Raw genomic sequence first — 22,147 nt, 5'->3', positions numbered from 1 at the left:
GCTTCTCTAGTTCCAATCCAGGCCGCCGCGACGCCATACGTAGGCGTACGCGAAACCGACCGTCGCGATGAACAGCACGATCTCCACCAGGCCGAACATGCCCAGCGCGTCCGCGGAGACCGCGAACGGGTAGAGGAAGACCATCTCGATGTCGAACAGGATGAACAGCATCGCGGTGATGTAGTACGCGACCGGCATCCGGCCGCCGCCGACGACCGGCTGCGGCGACGGTTCGATGCCGCATTCGTAGGCCGCGAGCTTCGCCTTGTTGGCGCGGCTCGGACCGACAAGCGGACCGAGCAGCACCGAGAGCACCGCGAATCCGAGAGCGAGGACGAACAGGAGGACCAGGGGGAGGTACATGTCGAGATTCGGCACTGTAGGCACCGTTGGGGTATCGGCCTGGGCCGGCACAGGCAACATCAGCACGGGGTTTTCGCCATCCTTTCCGCGCCGCTGCGGTTTTCGAGTCGGGGTTCACCGCTTCCCTCGTCGGCACCCTAAGGGACCTGGGTCACACCGCCGAGGGTTAGGCAACCCTTACGGGCCGTGCATGACGGCCCCCTTGCTTGTGAAATAGTTCACAAGCCTCCCGTCGAGGATGTGAAGCGATTCACAAAGCATGGGGCGAGTGTAGGACGCGACTCACATTCTTGTCCCTAGGCCCCGTGCTATAAGGCTGCCCTAACTTGACCGCACGGCCAGTACGGTTACTTCCGACGTGCGGTACCGATGACCTGCGACGTCGTCCCTAAGATCGGCTTGCCGGGTCCGTTTGACCACATTTGTCCTGTGACCGATACCACTGCCGGGCGTACCCGTGACTGGTCCGGACGTGTGGTCGCGGGCCCTGGCCGACCGCATTTCGTCCTCTGGTTGCGGTAGTTCGGACGCGAACTACCGCAACCAGAGGACGAAATGCGTGACGTCAGCGCGGGGAGGGGGTGGCGCGGGCCAGCGCGGCGATCAGGCGGTCGACGCCGTCGCCGCCCTTGGCGTCGTAGCAGCCCGAGAGTCCCTTGTAGACCAGCGGAAGGATCGAGTTGATCCGCAGCCCGTACTTCGTCGCGGCGTGCATGACCTTCGGCTTCCCGATCAGCTTCGCGAACACGTTGCCGAGCCGGTAGTAGCCGCCCATCAGCTCTCCGACCGCGCGGGGGTAGCCCTCCAGCGCCCGCTCACGCGACGGTCCTTCGCGCCGCGCCAAGGCCTGCACGACGAACTCAGACGCCAGCTGCGCGGACTCCATCGCGGCCGAGATGCCCTCACCGTTGAAGGGGCTGACCATGCCGCCCGCGTCGCCGAGCAGCAGCAGGCCGTCGCGGTAGTGCGGGGTGCGGTTGAAGCCCATCGGGAGACCGGCGCCGCCGACCTTGCCGATGGCGTTCTCCTCGCGGTAGCCCCATTCCTCGGGCGTCCCGTCGAGCCACTGGCGCAGCAGCGCGCGGTAGTCGGTGCTGCGGAACGCCGCCGACGTCGACAGCATGCCGAGGCCGACGTTCACCGTGCCGTCGCCGAGCGGGAACGCCCAGCCGTAGCCGGGCAGCAGCTTCGGGTCGCGCGGATCGCTGCGGTCCCAAAGCTCCAGGTGCCCCTCGATGAACGGGTCGTCGTGGCGCGGGCTCTTGTAGTACTGGCGGACCGCGACGCCCATCGGGCGCTTCTCGTTCTTCTGGATGCCGACACTCAGCGCGAGCCGCGCGGAGACACCGTCGCAGGCCAGTACGAGCGGAGCGCGGTAGCTCACCGGGGTCTTCTCCGGGCCGACCTTCGCCTCGACGCCGATCACGCGACCGGCCGGGCTGGTGATCGCGCCGGTGACGGTCGTGCGCTCGTACAGCCGCGCGCCCGCCTTGACCGCGGTCTTCGCGAGCAGGTCGTCGAAGTCCTGACGGGTCCGCGAAACGCCGTAGGGCGGGTAACTGGTCAGGTCCGGCCAGTCGAGTTCGAGGGTCAGCTCGCCGGTGAGGATCCGCAGACCGCGGCTGTGCACCCAGCCCGCGTCCTCGCTGGTGTCGATCCCCAGGTCGATCAGCTGCTTGACGCCACGAGGAGTCAGCCCGTCGCCGCACACCTTCTCGCGCGGGAACTCGGTCTTCTCCAGCAGCAGCACGTCGACGCCCGCACGGGCGAGGTACGTGGCGGCGGTGGAGCCGGCCGGTCCGGCACCGACGACGATGACTTCGGCGTCGTGGTCAGCATTGCGACGGGTCATGCGCGCGAGTTTACGGATGGCTTCTTCGCGCGGTGGATGGCGACGACGCCGAAGGTGAGGTTCAGCCACTCCACCTCGGTCCAGCCCGCGCTCGCGATGATCTCGCCGAGCGTCCGCTGATCCGGCCAGGCCAGCATGGATTCGGCCAGGTAGGAGTAGGCCTCGGGGTTCGTCGAGGTCCGGCTGCCGACCCAGGTGAGCAGCCGCAGGATGAACTTGCGGTGCAGGAACCGGATCGGCGGGAATGTGGGCGTCGACACCTCGCAGATCACCAGGCGGCCACCCGGTTTGACCACCCGAGCGATTTCGGTGAGCGCGGCCTTGGTGTCGACGAAGTTCCGCAGCGCGAGGGAAATGGTCACCGCGTCGAAGCTTTCGTCCGCGAACGGCAGCTTCAACGCGTCGGCGGCCACCATCGGGACGCCGCGATGCTTGCCTGCCTTGAGCATGCCGACCGAGAAGTCCGCGGCCAGGCACCAGGCCCCGTTACGCGCGTACTCGACGGTGGACACGCCGGTGCCCGCCGCGAGGTCCAGCACCTTCTCGCCGCGTTTGGCGTCCAGCACCCGTGCGGTGGTGGTGCGCCAGCGGCGATCGAAGCCGAAGGTCATGAACGAATTCGCGCGGTCGTAGCCGTCCGCGACGTCGTCGAACATGGCGGCGACTTCGTGCGGATCCTTGTCAAGACTCGCTCGGGACATGCCTCGAACCCTAACCCCGAGGCACTGAGACAGGTCACCCAAGCGGGAGCAAAGCGGCGCCCCGTAGGTTCACCTGGTCCGGTTCAGCAACGCCGGGGCACGGTGCGCACCGGCCCCCGCGGCTTCACCGGCGAGGATCCTCCGCTCCAGCAACCGCAGTTCCGGCCCCGGTTCGAGGCCGAGCTGATCGATCGAGACCCGGCGCGCGCGCCGGTACGCCGCCAGCGCGTCGGAGGTGCGCCCGGCTCGCCAGAGAGCGTCCATCAGGAGGTACTGGGCACGCTGCCGCAGTGGATGCCGCCGCACCAGACCGGCCAGCTCGACGGCCGCGCTCGCGTGCTGTCCGAGGTCCAGTTCCGCCTGGTAGAGCTCTTCGAGCAGGACCAGACGGTACTCCGAGAGACGCATCGTCTCGTCCGAAAGCAGCGGGACGTCCAGGCCGTCGTAGGGCGCGCCGTGCCAGTGGCTGAGCGCCTGCCGGATCAACGAGGCGCGCTGCGCGGGATCCGCGGCTTTCAGCGCCTGACCGCCCAGCGTCTCGAAGGTCTCGACGTCGAGTTCGCCGGGATGGACATCCAGCCGGTAGCCGCCGTTGTCGAAGCCGATCCGATCGTCTTCGGGAAGGGCCTGCCGGAGCTTGTGGACGTGCCAGTGCAACTTCGGCACCGCCCTCGGTTCCCACCGGCTCTCCCACAGGGCCTCGGTGAGCACGTCGACCGGCACGAAGGTGTTCGCCCGGACCAGCAGTACGCCCAGCAGCGTTCTTCTCATCCGGCCGCCCAGCGGGACCGACCGCGAACCGGAAGAGATGGTGAACGTCCCCAGTACTTCGAACCTCACGTGCCGTCCTCTCGCTCGATGGCGTGTGGGGACGATGAATGCCGGTTGTACAAAAGAGATACAAATGATCTTGGGTGATCAGGCGAGTGCGGAGAGCATTCCCTGTACCGCGCGCGGCCAGGCGAATTCCTCCGCCCGTGCCCGCGCGGCGGCGCGCCTGGTGTCCTCGGGACTCTCCAGCAAACCGGTGACGGCGCCCGCGAACGCGGGGGCGTGATCGTCGACGGCCTCGCCGCAGCCGGGGCGCACGATCTCCCGTAACGCCGACGACGCCGAGACCACCACCGGCGTTCCCGAGGCCAGCGCCTCCAGCGCGGCCAGGCCGAAGGTCTCGTGTGGTCCCGGCGCGAGGGAGACGTCGGCGCTGGCCAGCAGGCGCGCGACCTCCCCGCGACCGGCCAGGAAGCCGAGGAACGTCACCGGAAGTCCACGCGCCCGGCGTTCCAGTGCCCGTCGCCGAGGTCCGTCGCCCGCGATCACGAGCCGCACGCGATGTCCCGACTCGGTCAGCTCGGCGACGGTGTCCACGCTGCGCTCGACGTGCTTCTCCGGTGACAAGCGTCCACAGTGGACAAGCAAGGCGTCGGCGTCGCCGGACAGGGTGTGCCGCCAGCCGTCATCCCGGCGGGCCGGGGTGAACGTCGCGAGGTCGACGCCGAGCGGGACACGGCGCACGTTCGGCGCGGCGATCCGGTCGAATTCCGCGCGGGCGAACGCCGTCGTGCAGACGACCGTGTCGTACCGCCGCGCCATCCGCCGGTTCGCGACATCCGCGACGCGCCTTGCGACGGGTTCCGGCATCAGGAACTGTTCCAGCAGCCTGTCGAGCCGCTCGTGCGAGATCACCATGCTGGGCACGCCGTTGCGCCGCGCCCACCCACCCATTCCGCGCAACGTGAGCCGGTCGGACACCTCCAGCCTGTCGGGCTCCAGGCGGTTCAGCACCGCTCGCGCCCGGTGCGGATCGACCGCGCGATAACCGCCCGTGCCGGGAATCCGGGGCGCGGGCAGGGAAAACCGCCGGACGCCCGAGGGCAGTGTCTCGTCCGCGTAACGCCGTCCCGGCACCACGAGGGTCACCTGATGCCCGCTCGCGACATAGCCCGCGCCGAGGTGATGCAACGCCGTCCGCAGCCCGCCCGAGCGTGGCCCGTAGAAGTTGGCCAGTTGGACTATATGCATCTAGGTCCGCCTCGTGCCCGGTCCTTTCCCAGCCGGTGCATCGTGGTCAGGCCGCGCGCGCGATCTTGCCCTGAACGGCCTCGTAGTGGCCGACCAGTTCGTGGCAGACGGCGGGCCAGGTCCGGCCCAGCACCACCTTGCGGGCCTTCGCCCCCAACCTGGCGCGCAGCGCTTCGTCGCGCAGATCGTGCACCTTGTCTACCAGCGCCTTGGCGAATCCGGCCCGGTCGGCGGGCAGCAGGTAGCCGGTGCGGCCGGGCAGGACCAGATCCTTCGGCCCGCCCGCGTCCGGGGCGAGCACCGGCAAGCCGGACGCCATCGCCTCCTGGACGGCCTGGCAGAACGTCTCGTGCGGTCCTGTGTGGACAAAGACGTCGAGGCTCGCATACGCGGCGGAAAGTTCTTCTCCGTATCGGGCGCCGAGAAAGGCGGCGCCCGGAATCCGCTCGCGCAGCATCGGCAGCTCCGGCCCGTCCCCGACGACGACCACCCGGATCCCGGCGATGCCGGCGAGCGCGGTCAGCCGCTCGACCTCCTTTTCGGGCGCGAGCCTGCCGACGAAACCGACGAGCAGTTCCCCGTTCGGCGCCAGTTCGGCGCGCAACGCGGGATCGGCGTGCACCGGCGAGAACCGCTCGATGTCGACGCCGCGCGCCCAGTGATGCACCCGGGGAATGCCGTGCAGCCTCAGCTGCTCCACCGAATCCGACGACGGCGCGAGCGTGCGGTCGGCCCGCGAGTGCAGACGGCGCACCCAGCGCCAGGCCGCGCGGGCGGCGATGCCGAAGCCGTACGCGGCGGCGAAACCGGCGATGTCGGTCTGGTACACCGCGACGCACGGCACCCGCAGCCGTCTGGCCGCGGCGAGCCCCCGGGCGCCGACCACGAACGGCGAGGCGAGGTGGACCACGTCCGGCCGGAAATCGGCGAGGGCGGTGAGCACCGTCCGGGTCGGCACGCCGACCGGGAGGGAGTTCACGCCGGGGAAGTCGAGGGCGGGAATGCGCACGACCGGGGCGCCGAGGTACTCCACGGGACCCGGTCCGGGGGCGATGATCAGCACGTCGTGCGCGCGGTCGCGGAGGTGTTCCACGACGCGGAGCACGGAGTTGGTCACGCCGTTCACCTGGGGCAGGAAACTTTCGGTGACTATCGCGACTCGCACGACGCACACTGTCGCACCCGGTTGTGACGCCCATGCCAACAAAAACGGAACAGACGACATGTCATCTCGTGGTCGTGTTCCGGAAACCAGGCTCGGCCACACTAGTCAGGCATGACCCTCCTGTCGTCAAGGCCGCCGCAGCCCGTCGAGCCCGGATTGCTGTCGAGGGCCCTCGAAGTGGCCGGGCGGCTGGCCAACGACGCGACCGACGTGATCACCGCGACCGCCGGCCGCGGCACCCAGCCGGACCTGAAGGACTCCCCCTTCGACTGGGTCACCGACACCGACCGCATCCTCGAACGCCACACCCGCCGCGTGCTGACCGCGGAATTCCCCGGCATCCCCGTCGTCGGCGGTGAATTCGGCGCCGACCACGGTGCCGACGTCGCCGACTACCGCTGGGTGGTCGACCCGGTCGACGGCACCGCGAACTACGTCGCCGGTGTCCCCTGGTGCGCGTACAGCCTCGCCCTGATCGACGCTTCGGGGCCGGTGGTCGGCGTGGTCGCCGACCCGTACCGCGCCCAGATCTACGCCGCCGCCCGTGGCCGCGGCGCCCGCGCGAACGGCAAGCCGATCCGGCTGACCGACCGCCGCGGGACCGCCGGGGCGATCGTCTGCACGGAACTCACCCGCAGGGGCCTGTGGCCGGGAATGGGCCAGTTCATCGAACGCGCCGCCACCGCGCACGCCGGCGTCCGGGTGCTGGGTTCGGCGGCGCTGGCCATCGCGCAGGTCGCGCTGGGCCACGCGGCGGCCGCGGTGCTGCACAGCTACCGCGAATGGGATGTCGCCGGCTCGGTCGCGCTGGCCATCGAATCGGGCGCCGTCGTGCTGGACCGGCACGGGGAAGGGGTACCGCTGCCCGCCGATGGGCTGCTGGTCGCGGCGCCGGGGGTGGCGGACGAGATCCTGGGGTGGTGGCGGGAGACCGTCGGCTGAGGCCCGGCGCGCGCGTGAGATGAAGGACTCCTTCATCTCACCGAACGCAATGAAAGCGTCCTTCATAGCGAATTTTGCCATGAAGGACGCTTTCATTGCACGCGCCGGGAGCGGTCAGGCGGTGGGCGCCGCGGGTTCCGGAGCCGGAACCGCCTCCGCCACCGAAGCCTCCGCCAGCGAGCGCCGGTAAGCCAGGCGCTGCCGCCGGATCCACCACAGCAGCGGCCCCGCGATCAGCCAGGTGAAGAAGACCATGCTGCCCAGCGGCAGCAGCGTGTTGACCGCCGACCGGCCGGCCACCCGCGCGAGTTCCGGGTCGCTGACGTCGTACTCGATGTTCACGAGCTGCTCGGCGGCGAGCCCGGCCGGGTAGAGGACGCCGTTGGCCGGGCTGTGCACGATGCCGTCCGGGGTGGCGAAGTTGATGATCGTGCGGTCGAACGTCACCGACTCGACCTGCGCGGTCGCCTGGCCGAGTTGCGCTTCGATCGCGTTGTCGTTGCGGATGGCGGCGAACAGCAGCGAGCCGCAGAGCACGGTGACGAGTGAGGCGACACCGAGGGCGGCATACCACCCGATGCGCCTCACTCGCTCCGTTTTGGCCGTCACGCCGCGAGCGTAGCGCTACCCGTCAGTGGGCGTGGCGCTCGGCGAGGAATTCGTGCGTCGCCTTGAGCCGCGGGTAGGACTTGGGTGCGATCGGCGCCACAGCGGCCCGGAGAGCCGGCGCGCCGTTCGGCCCCAGCGCGGGCTTGCCCTTGGTGTAGAGCCAGGTCCGGAACAGGTCGTACAGCGGCTTGCCCGAGATCTTCTCCGCCAGCGCGATGAACTCCGGTATCACCGCCGACTTGCTCTTCTTCACCTGCTGCCAGGTCTGCAGGATCCGGAAGAACGTGTCGTCGCCCACGGCCTTGCGCAACGCGTGCACCGCGAGCGCGCCACGGTCGTAGACGGCCGCGTCGAACTGGTTGTCCACGCCCGGATCGGCGGGCAGGACCTGCCAGAACGGGTCCTCGGCGGGCGCGGAGTCGTAGATGTATTGGGCGAGTTCGTCGGCCGTGCCCTCGCCGGTCTCCTCCGACCACAGGAACTCCGCGTAGGAGGCGAAGCCCTCGTTCAGCCAGATGTCGCTCCACTTGCCGAGCGTGACGCTGTCGCCGAACCACTGGTGTGCCTGCTCGTGTGCGACGACCGAGGTGTTCGAGCCGGAGCGGAACGCCCGCGCGCCGTACACCGGCCGCGTCTGGTTCTCCAGCGCGAAGGTGATGCCGGTGGTGGCGACGCCGCCCTGCGCCTCGAACGGGTACGGGCCGAACTTCGAGGCGAGGAACTCAGTGATCTCCGGCGTCCGCTCGATGCTCGCCTTGGCCGCGCCGAGCGATTCGCCGAGGTCGGCGCCGTAGGCGGTGATGAACGGCTGGCCGTTCGGCGTGGTCTGCTCGTTCACCTCGAACTTGCCGACCTCCAGCGACGTGAGGTACGTCGCCTGCGGTTTGGTGCTGCGCCAGTTCCAGCGGGTCCAGCCCGGCCGCTGCGTGGTCTTGCGCACGAGCGTGCCGTTGGACAGCGCCGCGACGTCGTTCGGGACCTCGACCGATACGTCGTAGGTGGCCAGGTCGGTCGGATGGTCGTTGGACGGGAACCACCAGGCCGCGCTCTGCGGTTCGTCGACGGCCAGTGCGCCGTCCGGCGTCTTCTTCCAAGCGGTGAAGCCGTCGATCTTCACCTTCGACGGCGTGTCCGCGTACGCCACGACGACGGTCGCCGTCTGGCCCTTCTTCAGCGGGGTCGCCGGGGTGACGGTCAGCTCACCGGTGCCGTCGGTCGAGGTCGCGAACCGCGCGGGCCTGTTGTCGACCCGGACGCTCGACACCTTGAGGCCGAAGTCGAGGTTGAACCGCGAGAGGTCCTGCGTCGCGGTGAGCAGGATCGTCGTGGCCCCGGACAGCAGGTCGGTCGACGGCTGGTAGGTCAGCCGGAGGTCGTAGTGCCCGACGTCGTAGCCGCCGTTGCCGGCGTGCGGGTAGTACGGGTCGCCGACGCCGATCGAACCGGGCGCGGGTGCGGCGGCCGCGGTGCCCACGAGCAGCACCGTGACCACGCCCGCGGTCAATCCGGCGAAGCCGGCGCGAGTCTTCAAGCGCATTGCGGATCCCTCCCAGGATTTGTCAGCGCGCTCGAACGTAGCCAGACGATCATCGGGGAGACACGTCCGAAGGAGGGGTTCCTACCCTCTGGAAAACGGCTAGACAGCGCGCACGGCGGAGGAAACCGCCGTACGGAGTCGCGCGTGCAGCTCGCGGTGGCGCGTTCGGTCCACGCGGACCTCCACCACCCGCAGCCCCGGCGCGGGCTTGAGCGCCGCGCGGAACTCGGTGAGCGTCTCCGCGACGACGTGCGGCACGCGGTAGCCCGCGCACAGCGCGCCCAGATCGGCGCCGTGCGGCGTCCCGAAGACCCGCTCGAAGCTCGCGTTGTGCTCCGGCGCGCCCTGCTCCAGCAGCGAGAAGATGCCGCCGCCGTCGTCGTTGAGCACCACGATCGTCAGGTCGGGGCGTTGCTCCGCGGGGCCGGTCAGCAGGCCGCTCGCGTCGTGCAGGAAGGTCAGGTCCCCGAGCAGCGCGTACGAATGTCCCCTGTGGACGGTCGCGGCACCGATCGCGGTGGACACCATGCCGTCGATCCCGGCGACCCCGCGGTTGCGGTGCACGAGGACGTCGGGCCGCAGCCGCCCGGCGAGCGCGACGTCGCGGGTCGGGTTGGACGAGCCGACGACCAGCAGCGACCCCTCCGGGACCGCGTCGACCAGCTCGGTGGCCAGGCGCAGCCCGCTCGGCCATGGTTCTGCGGCCAGTGCTTCGGCCACCGCCGCCGACGCCGCCTTGTCCGCGCGCTGCCAGCTGGCGAGCCACTCCGGGTCGGCGGGTTTGGTCGGCTCGTCGAACCACTGGCCGACCTGGCGGACGTTGTGCGCGGGCGCGGGCCAGTCCGAATCGGGCCGGACCAGCAGCACCTCGACGTCGGGATCGGACAGGACCCGCTGGACCTGCCGGAAGACCGTCGGACGGCCGATGCACAGCACCTGCTCCGGTTTGTGCCGCGAGATGAACTCCTCGACACCGAGCAGCCAGGCGCCGGACGAGATCGCCGTCGCACCCGCCAGTCCGATCCCACCGGTCTCGGAGACGACCGGCCAGCCGTGCAGTTCGGCCCATTCGCTGGCGGCCTGCACGCCGGTGTCGCAAGCGATGACCAGGCCGGAACGGGCTGAGGGCACCACGAAGGAGGGAAGAGCGCCGAAGTCCGGCAGTTCGGTCCACCGGGCGCCGTCGGGACGCCCTTCGAGTGACTCGAACCACTCACCGTCATCGTCGATGTCCGGGACGAGCGGCTCACGGAACGGGATGTTCAGATGCACCGGCCCGCAACGCCATTCGCCGTACGCGGCGTTCCACGCGCGGCAGATCTGGCCGCGCCAGTACGAGTTCTGTCCGGCGCGGCGTTCGGCGACGGCCAGCTCGTCGAAGTAGCGGATGGCGTTGCCGTAGAGCTGGTGCTGGTCGATGACCTGGCTCGCGCCGGCGGCCCGCAGCTCGGGCGGCCGGTCGGCGGTCAGCACGATCAGCGGGACACCGGCGCGGTCGGCCTCCAGCACGGCGGGGTGGAAGTTCGCGGCCGCGGTGCCCGAGGTGCACAGCACGGCGACGGGACGGCCGGTGCGCGCGGCGATACCGAGGGCGAGGAAGGCGGCGCCGCGTTCGTCGATGCGGACGTGCAGCTGGAGGCGCCCGGCCGCCGCCGCGTCGTACAGGGCGATCGACAGCGGGGCGTTGCGTGAGCCAGGGCAGAGGACGACGTGCGAGACGGTGTTGCGGACGAGCTCGTCGACGATGACCCTGGCCTGCGCGGTGGATGGATTCACCGGCAGACCTCGGGTTTGACACTACGAGTCACGGCCACACGTCCTATTCTCCCAAACGTGGATGACGCCCAGGTTTCCGAGCTGTTCGACCCCGCCTTGTGGACCGAGGTCGAAGGTTTCGACTTCACCGACATCACCTATCACCGCTCCTCCGAGAGCCGTTCAGGCAAACGCGTCGTGCGTGTCGCGTTCGACCGTCCCGAGGTCCGCAACGCCTTCCGGCCGCACACCGTCGACGAGCTGTACCGCGCGCTCGACCACGCGCGGATGAGCTCGGACGTCGGGTGCGTCCTGCTCACCGGCAACGGCCCGTCGCCGAAGGACGGTGGCTGGGCGTTCTGTTCCGGTGGTGACCAGCGTATTCGCGGACGGTCCGGGTATCAGTACGCGGATGGGGAGACCTCGGACACGATCGATCCGGCGCGGGCCGGACGACTGCACATTCTCGAGGTCCAGCGGCTGATCAGGTTCATGCCGAAGGTGGTCATCGCGGTGGTCCCGGGCTGGGCCGCCGGTGGCGGGCACTCGCTGCACGTGGTGTGCGACCTCACGCTCGCCTCGGCCGAGCACGCGCGGTTCAAGCAGACCGACGCCGACGTCGGCTCGTTCGACGGCGGCTACGGTTCGGCGTACCTCGCCAAGCAGGTCGGGCAGAAGTTCGCGCGGGAGATCTTCTTCCTCGGGCGCGAGTACACGGCCGAGCAGATGCAGGCGATGGGCGCGGTCAACGCCGCCGTCCCGCACGCCGATCTCGAGACCGAGGCGCTGGACTGGGCGTGGACGATCAACGGCAAGTCGCCGACGGCGCAGCGGATGCTGAAGTACGCGTTCAACCTCACCGACGACGGCCTGGTGGGCCAGCAGCTCTTCGCCGGCGAGACCACCCGGCTGGCTTACATGCAGGACGAAGCCGTCGAAGGGCGCGACGCGTTCCTGGAGAAGCGCTCCCCCGACTGGTCGGCCTTCCCGTACTACTACTGACCTCCCGCATTTCGTCCTCTAAATGCGGTAGTTGCGTGCGCAACGATCGCATTTAGAGGACGAAACGCGGGACGTAGGCTGGCGGGATGCGTGCGGTACGGGTGGACGGGAGTCCGGAGTCGATCGCCGAGCTGACCACGGCACTGGCCGGGGCCCTCGACGGCGGTCCGGCCGTCCTCCCCTACGCGTCGGAGGCCGTTCGCGACGCGATGGAGCCGACACTCCCGGCCGAGCCCGGGACGGCGGTGATCATCGCCACCTCGGGGTCCACCGGCGAGCCCAAGGGCGTCCTGCTTTCGGCCGCCGCGCTGGCCGCGTCGGCGAACGCGACCCACGCGCGGCTCGGCGGGCCGGGGCACTGGCTGCTCGCCACTCCGGCGCAGTACATCGGCGGGTTGCAGGTGCTGGTCCGCTCGTTGCTGGCCGGGACGACGCCCGCCGTGCTGTCCGCCTCCGGTTTCCGGCCGGACGACTTCGCCGAGGCCGCCGCGCCGCTCCTCGCGCTGGACGGGCCGCGCTACACCGCGCTCGTCCCGACCCAGCTCGGGCGGCTGCTCGACGATGCCGGGCCTGGACTGGCCGCGGCCCGGGCGTTCGACGCCATCGTGATCGGCGCCGCGGCGACCACCGCGGACCTGCGGGAGCGCGCGGCCGAAGCGGGCGTGAAGATCGTGCCCGCGTACGGCATGAGCGAGACGGCGAGCGGCTGCGTGTACGACGGCGTACCGCTCGACGGCGTCCGGATCGAACTCGACGACGAGCGGGTCTGCGTCGCCGGGGACGTCCTCGCGCACGGTTACCGGCTCCGGCCGGAACTGACCGCGGAGGCGTTCGACGGGGGCCGGTTCCGCACCTCCGACCGCGGACGGCTGGGGCCCGACGGGCGGTTGGAGATCCTGGGGCGGATCGACGACATGATCAACACCGGCGGGGTGAAGGTGGCCGCCGCGAGCGTGGAACGGGTACTGATCGCGCAGCCCGGAGTCCGCGACGCGTGCGTGGTCGGCGTACCCGATCCCGAGTGGGGCGAAGCGGTCGTCGCGCTCGTCGTCGGCGCTGGTTGCGACGTCGATTCCTTGCGCGCCGCGTGCCGTGAAGAGGCCGGTGCGGCGGCCGCGCCGAAGCGGGTCGAGTTCACCGAAGAACTGCCGTTGCGGGGCCCCGGAAAGGTCGACAGGGCGGCGGTCCGGGATCTCCTACTAAGGTCGTGAATTTCCCACCGATTACTGGGACTTTGTTGACAGAGTCATTACCCGCGGGTTTACGTCTTGAGCATGACGCGCTGGACACGCACAGTATTGGCCTGCACCGCCGTCACGATGGGCCTGGTCGCTTTGGCCGGGCCCGCGCTGGCGGACGAACCGGAAATCGCCGTGCCGAACAGCGGCACCCTCACCTGGACGCTCGACGACGTCGTCGACGTGAAGTAGCGCGTTTCGTCCTCTGCTCGCGGTGACTCGATGCCGCAGGCAGAGGACGAAATGCGAGCAGCCCCACGTACCGACCGGTATCGGCCAGGGCCAGAATGGCGGCATGGCGACTGCTGGTGAATGGATCGAAGGGGCGCGCCCGCGGACGCTGCCCAACGCGGTGGCGCCGGTGGTCGCCGGGGTCGGCGCGGCCGTCGCGCTCGACGGCTTCTCCTGGCCCCGCTCGGTTCTCGCGCTCCTGGTCTCGCTGGCCCTGATCGTCGGCGTCAACTACGCGAACGACTACTCCGACGGCATCCGCGGCACCGACGAGAACCGCGTCGGCCCGTTGCGACTGGTCGGCTCCGGGGCCGCGAAGCCGAAGGCGGTCCTGGCGGCGGCTCTCGTGGCTCTCGGGCTCGCCGGGATCCTCGGACTCGTGCTCGTCGCGATCAGCGGGTTGTGGTGGCTACTGGCGATGGGCGCGGTCTGCATCCTCGGCGCCTGGTTCTACACCGGCGGCAAAAAGCCTTACGGCTACTACGGTTTCGGTGAGATCGCGGTCTTCGTCTTCTTCGGACTGGCCGGCGTGCTGGGTACGGTGTACGTCCAAGCCGGACAGCTCAGCTGGACGGCGTTCGGCTGCGCGGTCGCCGTCGGTTCGTTCTCGACCGGCGTGCTGACCGCCAACAACCTCCGCGACATCCCGACCGACATCGAAGCAGGCAAACGCACGCTCGCCACCCGGCTCGGCGACAAGGGCACCCGGCTGCTTTACCTGGTGCTGGTCGCGGTGCCGTACGTCGTCAGCGTGCTGCTCGCCTTCGTGACGCCGTGGGCACTGCTGGGGTGGGCGACCGCGCCGTTGCTGCTGAAGTCGGTCAAGGCCGTCGGCGGCGGTGAACAGGGCCGGGCGCTGATCCCGGCGTTGCGGGACACCGGATTCGCCATGCTGGGGTGGGCGATCCTGACCACGGTCGCGCTCGCTCTTTAGCCGTCACCGGACCTTTGATGCGGACACAGTGCGGCCGCGATGGGACCGGTCATGCGCTTCCGGCCGCTCACGCTGGCCTCGGCGGCGTGAGCGGGATGAACGTCCCATTCATCCCTTGAGTTTCGCGCTTGGGGCCACTACCTGTAGTGGTTCAGCGTCCAGGCGACCACTAAATGTGCCCCAGGCGATAGCAAAGGTCCCTTGCTCTTTTGGTGATCCCGTCAACCTGAGGTAGGCCGCTCAAATCTCCGGAGCGAACTTCCCGCTCACCAGGAATTCCCGGTACATCTCCAGATAGGGCGCGATGTCGATGTTCTTGTGCGCCAGCCACTCGTCGTCGTAGTAGGTGTTGGCGTACCGCTCGCCGCCGTCGCACAGCAGCGTGACGACGCTGCCCGCCTGGCCTTCCGAGATCATCCGCGAGATCAGGGTGAACGCGCCGAAGAGGTTCGTGCCGGTCGAGCCGCCCGCCCAGTGCCCGGTCCGTTCGCGCAGCAGGCGGATGGCCGCCAGCGAACCGGCGTCGGGGACCTGCAGCATCTCGTCGATCACGCCGGGCACGAACGACGGCTCGACACGTGGCCGTCCGATCCCCTCGATCCGCGAAGGCATGCCGGTCGCGTAGTCGAGCGCACCGGTCTCCCAGGCGCCGTAGAACGACGAGTTCTCCGGGTCGACGACAGCGATCTTCGTGGTGTGCCGCTTGTAGCGCACGTAGCGGCCGAAGGTCGCGCTCGTGCCACCGGTTCCGGCGCCGACCACGATCCACGTCGGCACGGGATGCCGCTCCGACTGCATCTGCGCGTAGACCGACTCGGCGATGTTGTTGTTCCCGCGCCAGTCCGTCGCGCGTTCGGCGTAGGTGAACTGGTCGAGGTAGTGGCCGTTGCACTCCGAAGCGAGCCGCTCGGCCTCCGGGTACATGTCCGGCGCCCGGTCGACGTAGTGGCACTCGCCGCCGTAGAACTCGATGAGCGCGATCTTCTCCGGCGAGGTGCTCCGCGGCACCACGGTGATGAACCGCAGCCCGAGCATCCGCGCGAAGTACGCCTCCGAAACCGCTGTCGAGCCGCTGGAGGCCTCGACGAGCACGGTGTTCTGCCCGATCTGGCCGTTCACCAGGCCGTACAGGAACAGCGAACGCGCGAGCCGGTGCTTGAGCGAGCCGGTCGGGTGGACCGACTCGTCCTTCAGGTAGAGGTCGATGCCCCATTCCGCGGGCAGCGGGAAGACGTGCAGGTGCGTATCCGCGCTGCGGTTCGCGTCGGCCTCGATGATGCGGACGGCTTCGCGGACCCAGCTGCGGTTGTGGAGCCGGCTCACGCTGTCCCGTCCACCCGGTCGCCGCGCAGCTGGGAGCGCAGTTCGGCACGGGCGCGAGCGCGCTTTTCGTTGCGGCGGGCGAGTCCGGCGGTCACGCGCGCGTTCAGCGGGCGGAACAGCAGCAGACCCAGCGGCAGCCCCACGACCAGGCCGATCAGCAACGCGACCAGCAGCGGGACGTTGACCAGCAGCAACCCGCCACCGATGACGCCGACCAGGAGGAACCTGGCCAGTACGTACAGCGTCAGGTCACGGGCGAGGTGATCGGCGGTTTCCGGATTGTCGCTCACATCAACGCAGGCTACGCGTTGCCGTTGCGGCCGTCCTCCAGACCCGCGTTGTTGGGCCGTCCCTCGAAGCGGGTGGAAAGCACGACGGTGGTGTTCGTCCGGCCGACGCCGGGGATCCGCCGCAGCCTGCCGAGGGTCCGCTCCAGATCGTCGACGGTCGCCACCCGCACCTTGACGACGAAGGCCTCGTCGCCCGCGACGGCGTAGCAGCTTTCGACCTCGTCCAAGGCCCCCAGCGCGGCCGCGACGTCGTCTTCGGTCGCGGTGTCGGTGGGGTGGATGCCGACGAGCGCCGTCACCCCGAGTCCGACCGTGCTGGGATCGACCATGGCGTGGTAACCGGTGATCACACCGGCGGCTTCGAGTTTGCCGACCCGCTCGTGCACCGATGAGGCGGAGAGGCCGACCGATCGGCCGAGGTCGGCGTAGGTAGCCCGCCCGTTCTCCCGCAATGCCGCGATGATCTTCCGATCCACCTGGTCCACCGCTACACCTTAGGGGTCATGCGCCGATTCGCCGGACAAGGGCGCGTTTTTCGTACCTCCGTGACAAGACCGGCAGGCCGAGGAGCGCATGTCTCGCTTGTCGGTTTTGCCCTTTAAGGGCTCTTTACTATTGGACAACCGTTCGAGTACCTGACGGGTGAGATGCAACGATTGCCGCGTTGGCTACCCGGCACGACGGGCATTGGGCCCGCCTCCGGTTTAGCACTGGAACCGTGAAGGAGGCGGAAAATGACCGCGACGATGGGCGGAAGGTTGCTCACCCCCGGCGAAGTGGCGGCCCTGTTCCGGGTCGACCCCAAGACCGTGACCCGCTGGGCGACCGCGGGCCGGATCGGCTCGATCCGCACTCCCGGTGGGCACCGCCGGTTCCGCGAGGCCGAAGTGAACGAGCTCCTCGCCGAGCTGACCACCGACGCCAGCGAACCCGCCCGCAAGGTCTGACCTCGCTTTTTTCGCAAAAGGGACTCCGGTGACGAAGGGCTCCAAACGGCCCTTCGTCACATTGGGGTATCCGTAGGTCCCCCCGCGCGCGGCAAAGAGGCTAGCCTCGTGGGACTGAGCAACGTCCTCCACGCGGAAAGGGACCGAGCATGATCTATCTGCTCGCGGCCATCGGAGCGCTCACCGTCGCCGTTGTCTTGTGGCGCGCGTTCGGGATCGAGCGCGTCGGGGTGCCCTCGTCGCGGCCGACACTGGCCCCGGACGACGACCCCGACTTCCTGCGCAAGCTCGGTGAGCAGCAGCGCAAGAGTAAAGACGAGGACAAGGACTAGGGCTGGACCTGGCGGTACTGCTGGCCCCCGAAACCGTCGGCGACGGTGGCGGCCAGTTCCAGCAGCGCCAGCCGGGTGTCGGCCTGGAGCCGGTCCAGCTCGATCTCGGCGCCCTCTTCCAGGTGCGGGTCGAACGGAATCCGGCAGACCGACCGGACGCGTGCGCCGAAGTGCGCGGAGAGTTTGTCGAGATCGACGGAGCCACCCTTCGGGCGCACCGAGTTGATCACCGCGACAGACCGTTTGACCAGGTCGCCGTAGCCGTGTGCCTCAAGCCAGTCGAGCGTCGCCGAAGCACTGCGCGCGCCGTCCACGGAGCCTGACGAGACCACCACCAGCGCGTCCGCGACGTCCAGGACGCCCTTCATCGCCGAGTGCATCAAACCGGTCCCGCAGTCGGTGAGCACGATGTTGTAGAAGTGCTCCAGCAGGTTGACCGTCCGCCGGTAGTCGTCCTCGGAGAACGCCTCCGACACCGCCGGGTCCTGCTCGCTGGCGAGGATCTCCAGCCGGCTCCCGCCCTGCGAGGTGTACGAGCGGACGTCGCTGTACCTGGTGATCTTGTCCGCGTCCCGCAGCAGATGCCGCACGGTCGCGGTGGTCTCGATCGGGATCTTCTGCGACAGCGTCCCGCGGTCCGGGTTCGCGTCGACGGCGACGACGCGGTCACCGCGCAACGACGCGAACGTCGAGCCCAGCGTGGTGGTCGTGGTGGTCTTGCCGACACCGCCCTTGAGGCTCAGCATCGCGATCTTGTAGCACCCGCGCAGCGGCTGGTTGATCTGCGCGATCAGCTCGCGCTTGCGGGTGTCGGCGGGGCTCTCCCCCGGGTTGATGAGCTTGCCGGTGCCCACGTAGACGGCCTTGCGCCAACCCGATTGCGGCTTGCGCTTCTGCGGCTTGACCAGGCTCGCGGTGGCGAGCTCGTCCGGGAGCGCGTGCCTGCCCTGCGGCTGCGGGAGCCCCGGCACGGCGGGCTGCTGGACCGGCTGCTGGGGCACGTACTGCTGCTGAGGCGGATACGGGACCTGTTGAGGCTGCTGAGGCGCCTGCTGCGGCTGCAGCGGGGGCAGGTTCTGGTCGTACGGCTGCGGGTACTGCCCGTGCGAGGGCTGCGGCAGTGGCGGCTGCTGGGCGGGCTGCGGCGCGTACTGCGCCTGCGGGGCCTGCTGCGGGTACTGCGGCTGGACGACCTGCGTCGGCTCGGCTTCGAAACCGCTCGCGTTCGGATGCGGCGCCGAGTCCGTCCTGTCCTCGGAGAACAACTCCGAGGGCTGAACGCTCTCCGTCGGTTCGGGGTGGCCAGGAGCCGATTCTTCGCTGGGTCCGGTCACCGCTGAAATCCTCCTCCGCGCACGTCTTCCCCCATTACCTCAAGTATTGACGGTAGTCGGCTCGCGTGCAGCGGTGACGGTCAGCCCCCGGCGTAGGAGTGCAGCCCCACCGTGACCAGGTTCACGAAGAACAGGTTGAACACCGTCGCCGAGAACCCGACGATGTTGATGATCGCGGCCCGCTTCCCGCGCCAGCCCGCGGTGGCGCGCGAGTGCAAGTACGCCGCGTAGACGACCCACGCGACGAACGCGACGGTCTCCTTCGGGTCCCAGCCCCAGAACCGGCCCCAGGCCGCTTCGGCCCACACGGCGCCGCACAGCACGCCGAAGGTGAAGACGGGGAAGGCGAAGATGGTCGTGCGGTAGGCGATGCGGTCGAGCACGTCCGCGGTGGGCAGCTTCGGGCCGAACCGCGCGAACTTGGCCGGGTTTTCGTCGTGCGCGGCGCGGAAGAGGTAGAGCACGCTCGCGACGCCTGGCACGAGGAAGACGCCCGAACCGATGATGGCCGCCGAAACATGGATGATCAGCCAGTACGACTGCAGTGCGGGCTGCACCGGCGCCGCCGTCGTGTACAGCATGGTGCCGTTGACGAACATCAGGATCACGACCGGCAGCAGCACGAAGCCGGTGAGGTGGCGGACCGGGAACTTCCGCAGGATGACCAGCCAGGTGAGGACCGCGATGAAGGTCGTGGCCATGCCGTACTCGTACATGTTGCCCCACGGCGCGCGGTGCACGGCGAGCCCGCGCAGCACGATCGCGGACAGGTGCAGCAGCGCGGCGAGCACCATCAGCGCGGCGCCCATGCGGCCGATGCGCTCGGGACGGCCGACCTCCCGCGGCGGCTCGGCGGAGGACACGGTGGTCGACGACGGACCGCCCGCACCGACCAGTTCGCGGACGCGCTGCTTGCTGCGCTCCGCCGCCAGACGGCCCTTCGCGCCGAAACCCTGCTCGACGAGGGTGAACATCAGCGCGAGGACGTAGATCGCCGCCGCGGTGGTGTAGGAGTAGTCGCTGTACTGGGACAGCGTCTCGTTGATCGGCATGACCTCTAGTTGCCTCTCTGCCCCTGGACCAGCTTGGCGCTGATCCGCTGGAACTCTTCGCCGTAGCCCGCCTGATCGGTGCGCGCCAGCCCGGCGACCTCGATCACGGTACCCGTCTCACCTTCGCGCGCCGGTGTCACCCGGACCCACACCCGGCGCCGTTTGACCAGCAACGATCCCGCCAAGCCGAGCAGCATCGCGATCGCGCAGACCAGCACCCAGCCCTGCACGGGATCGTGCGAGACCTGGATCGCCACCCACTCCTGTACGCCGTCGAAGCGGACCTTCGTGCCGTCGTCCAGCACGGTCTCCTGGCCCTGGTTCAGGTTCTGCCGGGTGAGCTTCTTGAGCCTGCCGTCCTCGACGAGCGACTGGTCGATCTGGAAGATCGACTGCCCGCGTCCGGCGTCGAGGCCGAGGTCGCCGCGGTAGATGTCGACGGCGACGGCCGGTTTGTTCGCCTCGGGCCGCGACGACGTCAGCACGTTGCCGTGCATGAACGCGGTCGGGGCGAGCAGGCCGGTGATCGCGAGCTGCCGGGTGCGGCGTTCGACCGGGTCGGTGATGCCGGGCTGGTCGAGCTTCGTGGCGCCTTCGGAGAGCTTTGTCGGCTCGTCGGCGGGGCGCCACGGCGTGATGTTGGAGCGCACGGTGCCGTCCGGGAAGGTCACCGTGAACTTCGGGGAGTAGCCGAAGTTCAGCAAGTACACGCGGTCACCGGCGGTGCGCAGCGGCGAGTTGACCTCGAGTCCGTACGGCTTCCAAACGCCGGTCTTCAGGTCCTCGCCGGACTGGTACTCCATGTTGGAGTGGTAGTAGTTCGCCTGCCCGGCCTCGGTGTAGCGCGCTTCGAAGTCTTTCAACCGGATGCAGAAGGCGTTGAGGTCGGTGCCGTCGACGCGCAGACCGGCGTTGAAGGTGTCGTAGCCGAGAATGCCGGAGTTGCACCACGGGCTGTTGTCGGCCTGGACGATGACCTGGCCTTCGTAGCCGAAGAGCTTGCCGAGCGCGAAGAAGATGATCAGGCCGAGCATGCCGAAGTGGAAGACGAGGTTGCCGGTCTCGCGGAGATAGCCGCGTTCGGCGGAGATGCTTCGGACGCCGTCGGCCTCCTCGCGCTCTACGCGGCGCCAGCCCTTGAGAAGTGCGTGAGTGTCCTTCAGGACCGTCTCGGGGACCCGGTCGGTCGTGGTGGACAGGTGATGCGGCATCCGCGAGAGCTTGCGTGGCGTGAGCACCGGCTTCGCGCGCATCGCCTTCGCGTATTCGAGGCTGCGCGGCGCCAGACAGCCGACGAGCGAGACCATCAGCAGGAGGTAGATCGCCGAGAACCAGACGCTGCCGTAGACCTCGAAGAACTGCGTACGGTCGAGCAGCTCGCCCCACCAGCCGTGCGCGGCGATGTACTCGTCGGTCTTGGCGACGTTGAGGTTCCGCTGCGGCAGGAGCGCGCCGGGCATCGCGGCGAGCGCGAGCAGGAACAGCAGCACCAACGCGGTGCGCATCGACGTCAGGCCACGCCAGGTGTTGCGGAGGAAGGCGAGGACGCGCTTCAGCGGCGTCTGGCGGTATTCCTTCTTGGGCGGTGCTTCGGTGGTGGTCACAAGGGCAGCCTGAGGTCGCTCACGAGGGTGTTCCGGATCCAGCCGGTCATGTCGCCCCACAGGCCGGTCACCAGCAGGACGCCGACGATCAGCAGCAGGGCGCCGCCGAAGACCTGCACCTGACGGCCGTGGCGGCGCAGCCAGTCGGTGGCGCGGACGGCCCAGCGGGCACCGAACGCGATGAGGAGGAACGGCAGGCCGAGACCGAGGCAGTAGACCAGGATCAGTACGTAGCCGCGCGCCGCCGCCCCGCCGGTGGCGCTCGCCATGGACATGACCGCGGACAGTGTCGGCCCGATGCACGGCGTCCAGCCGAGCCCGAAGACCGCCCCGAGCACCGGCGCACCCCAAAGCCCGCCGCGCGGCACGTGATGCGACCGGAACTCGCGGCGCAGTCCGGGAATCCAGCCGAGGAAGACCAGCGCCATCGCGATCGTCAGTACGCCGCCGAGCCGCTGGAGGAGGTTCATGTTGAGCTGGACGACGGCGGCGATCCACACCAGCGTCCCCAGCGTCACCACGAAGACGACGGTGAACCCGAGCACGAACAGCGCCGCCGCGCCGACGACGGCGTAACGGCCCTTCTTGCGTTCTTCGTCGGGACTGACCGCGGGGGCGTCCGCGCCGACCAGCGCCGCCAGGTACGCGAGATACCCCGGCACCAGCGGGACGACGCACGGTGACGCGAAGGAGACCGCCCCGGCCAGCAGCGCGACACCCGCCGCGAGCAGCAGCGGCCCGGAGAGGGCCAGCTCGGTCACACCGTTCACGCAAAGGAGCGTAGGCAGTGTGGTCGAGGTGAAAGCGCCGGGGCGCCCTCAACGGGACCTACGTCGCACCCGGTCAGGACGTTGGTCCCGTCCCCCTCCCCCGCGTTTCGTCCTCTGAATGCGGTCCTTGCTTGGGGCGACTAC

General features: G+C 69.3%; 23 protein-coding genes. 7 read left to right on the top strand and 16 right to left on the bottom strand.

The genetic code is table 11. The features are described 5' to 3' along the window. Positions 1-6: 6 nt before the first annotated feature. From AVL48_RS27370 to AVL48_RS27345, 6 genes are all read right to left on the bottom strand, one after another. Entirely contained in the window at positions 7-423 is a 417-nt protein-coding gene (locus tag AVL48_RS27370; protein ID WP_061980582.1) for an NADH-quinone oxidoreductase subunit A, read from the bottom strand. 505 nt (positions 424-928) lie between these two features. Continuing rightward, positions 929-2,215 carry a geranylgeranyl reductase family protein gene (locus AVL48_RS27365; RefSeq protein WP_037308398.1) on the bottom strand — a complete coding sequence of 429 codons (1,287 nt, stop codon included), beginning with the start codon at positions 2,213-2,215 and terminating at the stop codon, positions 929-931. Continuing rightward, the gene (locus AVL48_RS27360) at positions 2,212-2,916 is read right to left on the bottom strand and encodes a demethylmenaquinone methyltransferase (protein ID WP_061980076.1); all 705 of its coding nucleotides are present in this window, start codon (positions 2,914-2,916) and stop codon (positions 2,212-2,214) included. The genes AVL48_RS27365 and AVL48_RS27360 overlap by 4 nt, the downstream gene beginning before the upstream one ends. 69 nt (positions 2,917-2,985) lie before the next feature. After that, complete coding sequence (locus AVL48_RS27355; protein ID WP_061980078.1) at positions 2,986-3,756, bottom strand: AfsR/SARP family transcriptional regulator; 771 nt, start codon at positions 3,754-3,756, stop codon at positions 2,986-2,988. A gap of 78 nt (positions 3,757-3,834) precedes the next feature. Further along, a complete protein-coding gene (locus AVL48_RS27350; RefSeq protein WP_061980080.1) occupies positions 3,835-4,938 on the bottom strand; it encodes a glycosyltransferase family 4 protein in 1,104 nt (367 codons plus the stop codon). Positions 4,939-4,984: 46 nt separating this feature from the next. Next, positions 4,985-6,103 carry a glycosyltransferase family 4 protein gene (locus AVL48_RS27345; RefSeq protein WP_208616242.1) on the bottom strand — a complete coding sequence of 373 codons (1,119 nt, stop codon included), beginning with the start codon at positions 6,101-6,103 and terminating at the stop codon, positions 4,985-4,987. Positions 6,104-6,214: 111 nt separating this feature from the next. Between AVL48_RS27345 and AVL48_RS27340 the strand changes: the two genes are divergently transcribed. Continuing rightward, positions 6,215-7,045: an inositol monophosphatase family protein gene (locus tag AVL48_RS27340; RefSeq protein ID WP_061980084.1), complete on the top strand. Its 831-nt coding sequence runs from the start codon at positions 6,215-6,217 to the stop codon at positions 7,043-7,045. A gap of 114 nt (positions 7,046-7,159) precedes the next feature. On the opposite strand, the gene AVL48_RS27335 is transcribed toward AVL48_RS27340, so the two are convergent. The 3 genes from AVL48_RS27335 to menD all read right to left on the bottom strand — a co-directional run bounded on the left by AVL48_RS27335 (position 7,160) and on the right by menD (position 10,967). After that, a complete protein-coding gene (locus AVL48_RS27335; RefSeq protein ID WP_061980086.1) occupies positions 7,160-7,654 on the bottom strand; it encodes a hypothetical protein in 495 nt (164 codons plus the stop codon). 22 nt (positions 7,655-7,676) lie between these two features. Beyond that, positions 7,677-9,191 (bottom strand): M1 family metallopeptidase, encoded by a 1,515-nt coding sequence (locus tag AVL48_RS27330; RefSeq protein WP_061980088.1) that lies wholly within the window; start codon positions 9,189-9,191, stop codon positions 7,677-7,679. A 99-nt stretch (positions 9,192-9,290) separates the two neighbouring features. Continuing rightward, positions 9,291-10,967, bottom strand: coding sequence for a 2-succinyl-5-enolpyruvyl-6-hydroxy-3-cyclohexene-1-carboxylic-acid synthase (gene menD, locus AVL48_RS27325; protein WP_061980090.1), 1,677 nt, complete (start codon positions 10,965-10,967; stop codon positions 9,291-9,293). A 57-nt stretch (positions 10,968-11,024) separates the two neighbouring features. On the opposite strand from menD, the gene AVL48_RS27320 reads away from it, so the two are divergent. The 4 genes from AVL48_RS27320 (at position 11,025) to AVL48_RS27310 (ending at position 14,351) form a co-directional block, all read left to right on the top strand. After that, entirely contained in the window at positions 11,025-11,948 is a 924-nt protein-coding gene (locus AVL48_RS27320; protein ID WP_061980092.1) for a 1,4-dihydroxy-2-naphthoyl-CoA synthase, read from the top strand. Between the two features lie 86 nt (positions 11,949-12,034). Beyond that, positions 12,035-13,159, top strand: a complete 1,125-nt coding sequence (gene menE, locus AVL48_RS27315; protein ID WP_061980094.1) for an o-succinylbenzoate--CoA ligase — start codon at positions 12,035-12,037, stop codon at positions 13,157-13,159. A 63-nt stretch (positions 13,160-13,222) separates the two neighbouring features. After that, the gene (locus AVL48_RS39680) at positions 13,223-13,378 is read left to right on the top strand and encodes a hypothetical protein (RefSeq protein WP_167386362.1); all 156 of its coding nucleotides are present in this window, start codon (positions 13,223-13,225) and stop codon (positions 13,376-13,378) included. A 103-nt stretch (positions 13,379-13,481) separates the two neighbouring features. Next, positions 13,482-14,351, top strand: coding sequence for a 1,4-dihydroxy-2-naphthoate polyprenyltransferase (locus AVL48_RS27310; RefSeq protein ID WP_061980096.1), 870 nt, complete (start codon positions 13,482-13,484; stop codon positions 14,349-14,351). Between the two features lie 240 nt (positions 14,352-14,591). On the opposite strand, the gene cds1 is transcribed toward AVL48_RS27310, so the two are convergent. The 3 genes from cds1 to AVL48_RS27295 are packed head-to-tail and all read right to left on the bottom strand — an operon-like array spanning position 14,592 to position 16,449. Then, on the bottom strand, positions 14,592-15,674 hold the full coding sequence (cds1, locus tag AVL48_RS27305) for an L-cysteine desulfhydrase Cds1 (protein ID WP_061980098.1): 1,083 nt from the start codon (positions 15,672-15,674) through the stop codon (positions 14,592-14,594). Continuing rightward, a complete protein-coding gene (locus AVL48_RS27300; RefSeq protein WP_061980100.1) occupies positions 15,671-15,964 on the bottom strand; it encodes a DUF4229 domain-containing protein in 294 nt (97 codons plus the stop codon). The genes cds1 and AVL48_RS27300 overlap by 4 nt, the downstream gene beginning before the upstream one ends. 11 nt (positions 15,965-15,975) lie before the next feature. Then, a complete protein-coding gene (locus tag AVL48_RS27295) occupies positions 15,976-16,449 on the bottom strand; it encodes an Lrp/AsnC family transcriptional regulator (protein WP_061980102.1) in 474 nt (157 codons plus the stop codon). Between the two features lie 249 nt (positions 16,450-16,698). Between AVL48_RS27295 and AVL48_RS27290 the strand changes: the two genes are divergently transcribed. Together AVL48_RS27290 and AVL48_RS27285 are read left to right on the top strand one after the other, a co-directional pair. Beyond that, the gene (locus AVL48_RS27290) at positions 16,699-16,911 is read left to right on the top strand and encodes a BldC family transcriptional regulator (protein WP_005151795.1); all 213 of its coding nucleotides are present in this window, start codon (positions 16,699-16,701) and stop codon (positions 16,909-16,911) included. A 149-nt stretch (positions 16,912-17,060) separates the two neighbouring features. Continuing rightward, positions 17,061-17,243 (top strand): hypothetical protein, encoded by a 183-nt coding sequence (locus tag AVL48_RS27285; protein ID WP_037308437.1) that lies wholly within the window; start codon positions 17,061-17,063, stop codon positions 17,241-17,243. Here AVL48_RS27285 and AVL48_RS27280 read toward each other — a convergent pair. The 4 genes from AVL48_RS27280 to AVL48_RS27265 form a co-directional block, all read right to left on the bottom strand. Beyond that, entirely contained in the window at positions 17,240-18,577 is a 1,338-nt protein-coding gene (locus AVL48_RS27280; RefSeq protein WP_061980104.1) for a MinD/ParA family ATP-binding protein, read from the bottom strand. The two genes, AVL48_RS27285 and AVL48_RS27280, sit on opposite strands and share 4 nt — an antisense overlap. Positions 18,578-18,657: 80 nt before the next feature. Continuing rightward, entirely contained in the window at positions 18,658-19,629 is a 972-nt protein-coding gene (gene ccsB, locus AVL48_RS27275; RefSeq protein ID WP_061980106.1) for a c-type cytochrome biogenesis protein CcsB, read from the bottom strand. Positions 19,630-19,634: 5 nt separating this feature from the next. Further along, positions 19,635-21,233, bottom strand: a complete 1,599-nt coding sequence (resB, locus tag AVL48_RS27270; RefSeq protein ID WP_061980108.1) for a cytochrome c biogenesis protein ResB — start codon at positions 21,231-21,233, stop codon at positions 19,635-19,637. Beyond that, positions 21,230-22,003 (bottom strand): cytochrome c biogenesis CcdA family protein, encoded by a 774-nt coding sequence (locus AVL48_RS27265; protein ID WP_061980110.1) that lies wholly within the window; start codon positions 22,001-22,003, stop codon positions 21,230-21,232. The genes resB and AVL48_RS27265 overlap by 4 nt, the downstream gene beginning before the upstream one ends. Positions 22,004-22,147 lie beyond the last annotated feature (144 nt).

It is taken from the genome of Amycolatopsis regifaucium, assembly GCF_001613935.1.
In the GTDB taxonomy this organism is placed as follows: Bacteria; Actinomycetota; Actinomycetes; order Mycobacteriales; family Pseudonocardiaceae; genus Amycolatopsis; species Amycolatopsis regifaucium.
This window is presented reverse-complemented; position numbering and strand designations above follow the sequence as displayed.

Coding starts and splice junctions, on each gene's coding strand:
- AVL48_RS27370 (WP_061980582.1), bottom strand. CDS start 423: ATGTTGCCTGTGCCGGCCCAGGCCGATACCCCAACGGTGCCTACAGTG.
- AVL48_RS27365 (WP_037308398.1), bottom strand. CDS start 2,215: ATGACCCGTCGCAATGCTGACCACGACGCCGAAGTCATCGTCGTCGGT.
- AVL48_RS27360 (WP_061980076.1), bottom strand. CDS start 2,916: ATGTCCCGAGCGAGTCTTGACAAGGATCCGCACGAAGTCGCCGCCATG.
- AVL48_RS27350 (WP_061980080.1), bottom strand. CDS start 4,938: ATGCATATAGTCCAACTGGCCAACTTCTACGGGCCACGCTCGGGCGGG.
- AVL48_RS27340 (WP_061980084.1), top strand. CDS start 6,215: ATGACCCTCCTGTCGTCAAGGCCGCCGCAGCCCGTCGAGCCCGGATTG.
- AVL48_RS27330 (WP_061980088.1), bottom strand. CDS start 9,191: ATGCGCTTGAAGACTCGCGCCGGCTTCGCCGGATTGACCGCGGGCGTG.
- menE (WP_061980094.1), top strand. CDS start 12,035: ATGCGTGCGGTACGGGTGGACGGGAGTCCGGAGTCGATCGCCGAGCTG.
- AVL48_RS39680 (WP_167386362.1), top strand. CDS start 13,223: ATGACGCGCTGGACACGCACAGTATTGGCCTGCACCGCCGTCACGATG.
- AVL48_RS27310 (WP_061980096.1), top strand. CDS start 13,482: ATGGCGACTGCTGGTGAATGGATCGAAGGGGCGCGCCCGCGGACGCTG.
- AVL48_RS27290 (WP_005151795.1), top strand. CDS start 16,699: ATGACCGCGACGATGGGCGGAAGGTTGCTCACCCCCGGCGAAGTGGCG.
- AVL48_RS27285 (WP_037308437.1), top strand. CDS start 17,061: ATGATCTATCTGCTCGCGGCCATCGGAGCGCTCACCGTCGCCGTTGTC.
- ccsB (WP_061980106.1), bottom strand. CDS start 19,629: ATGCCGATCAACGAGACGCTGTCCCAGTACAGCGACTACTCCTACACC.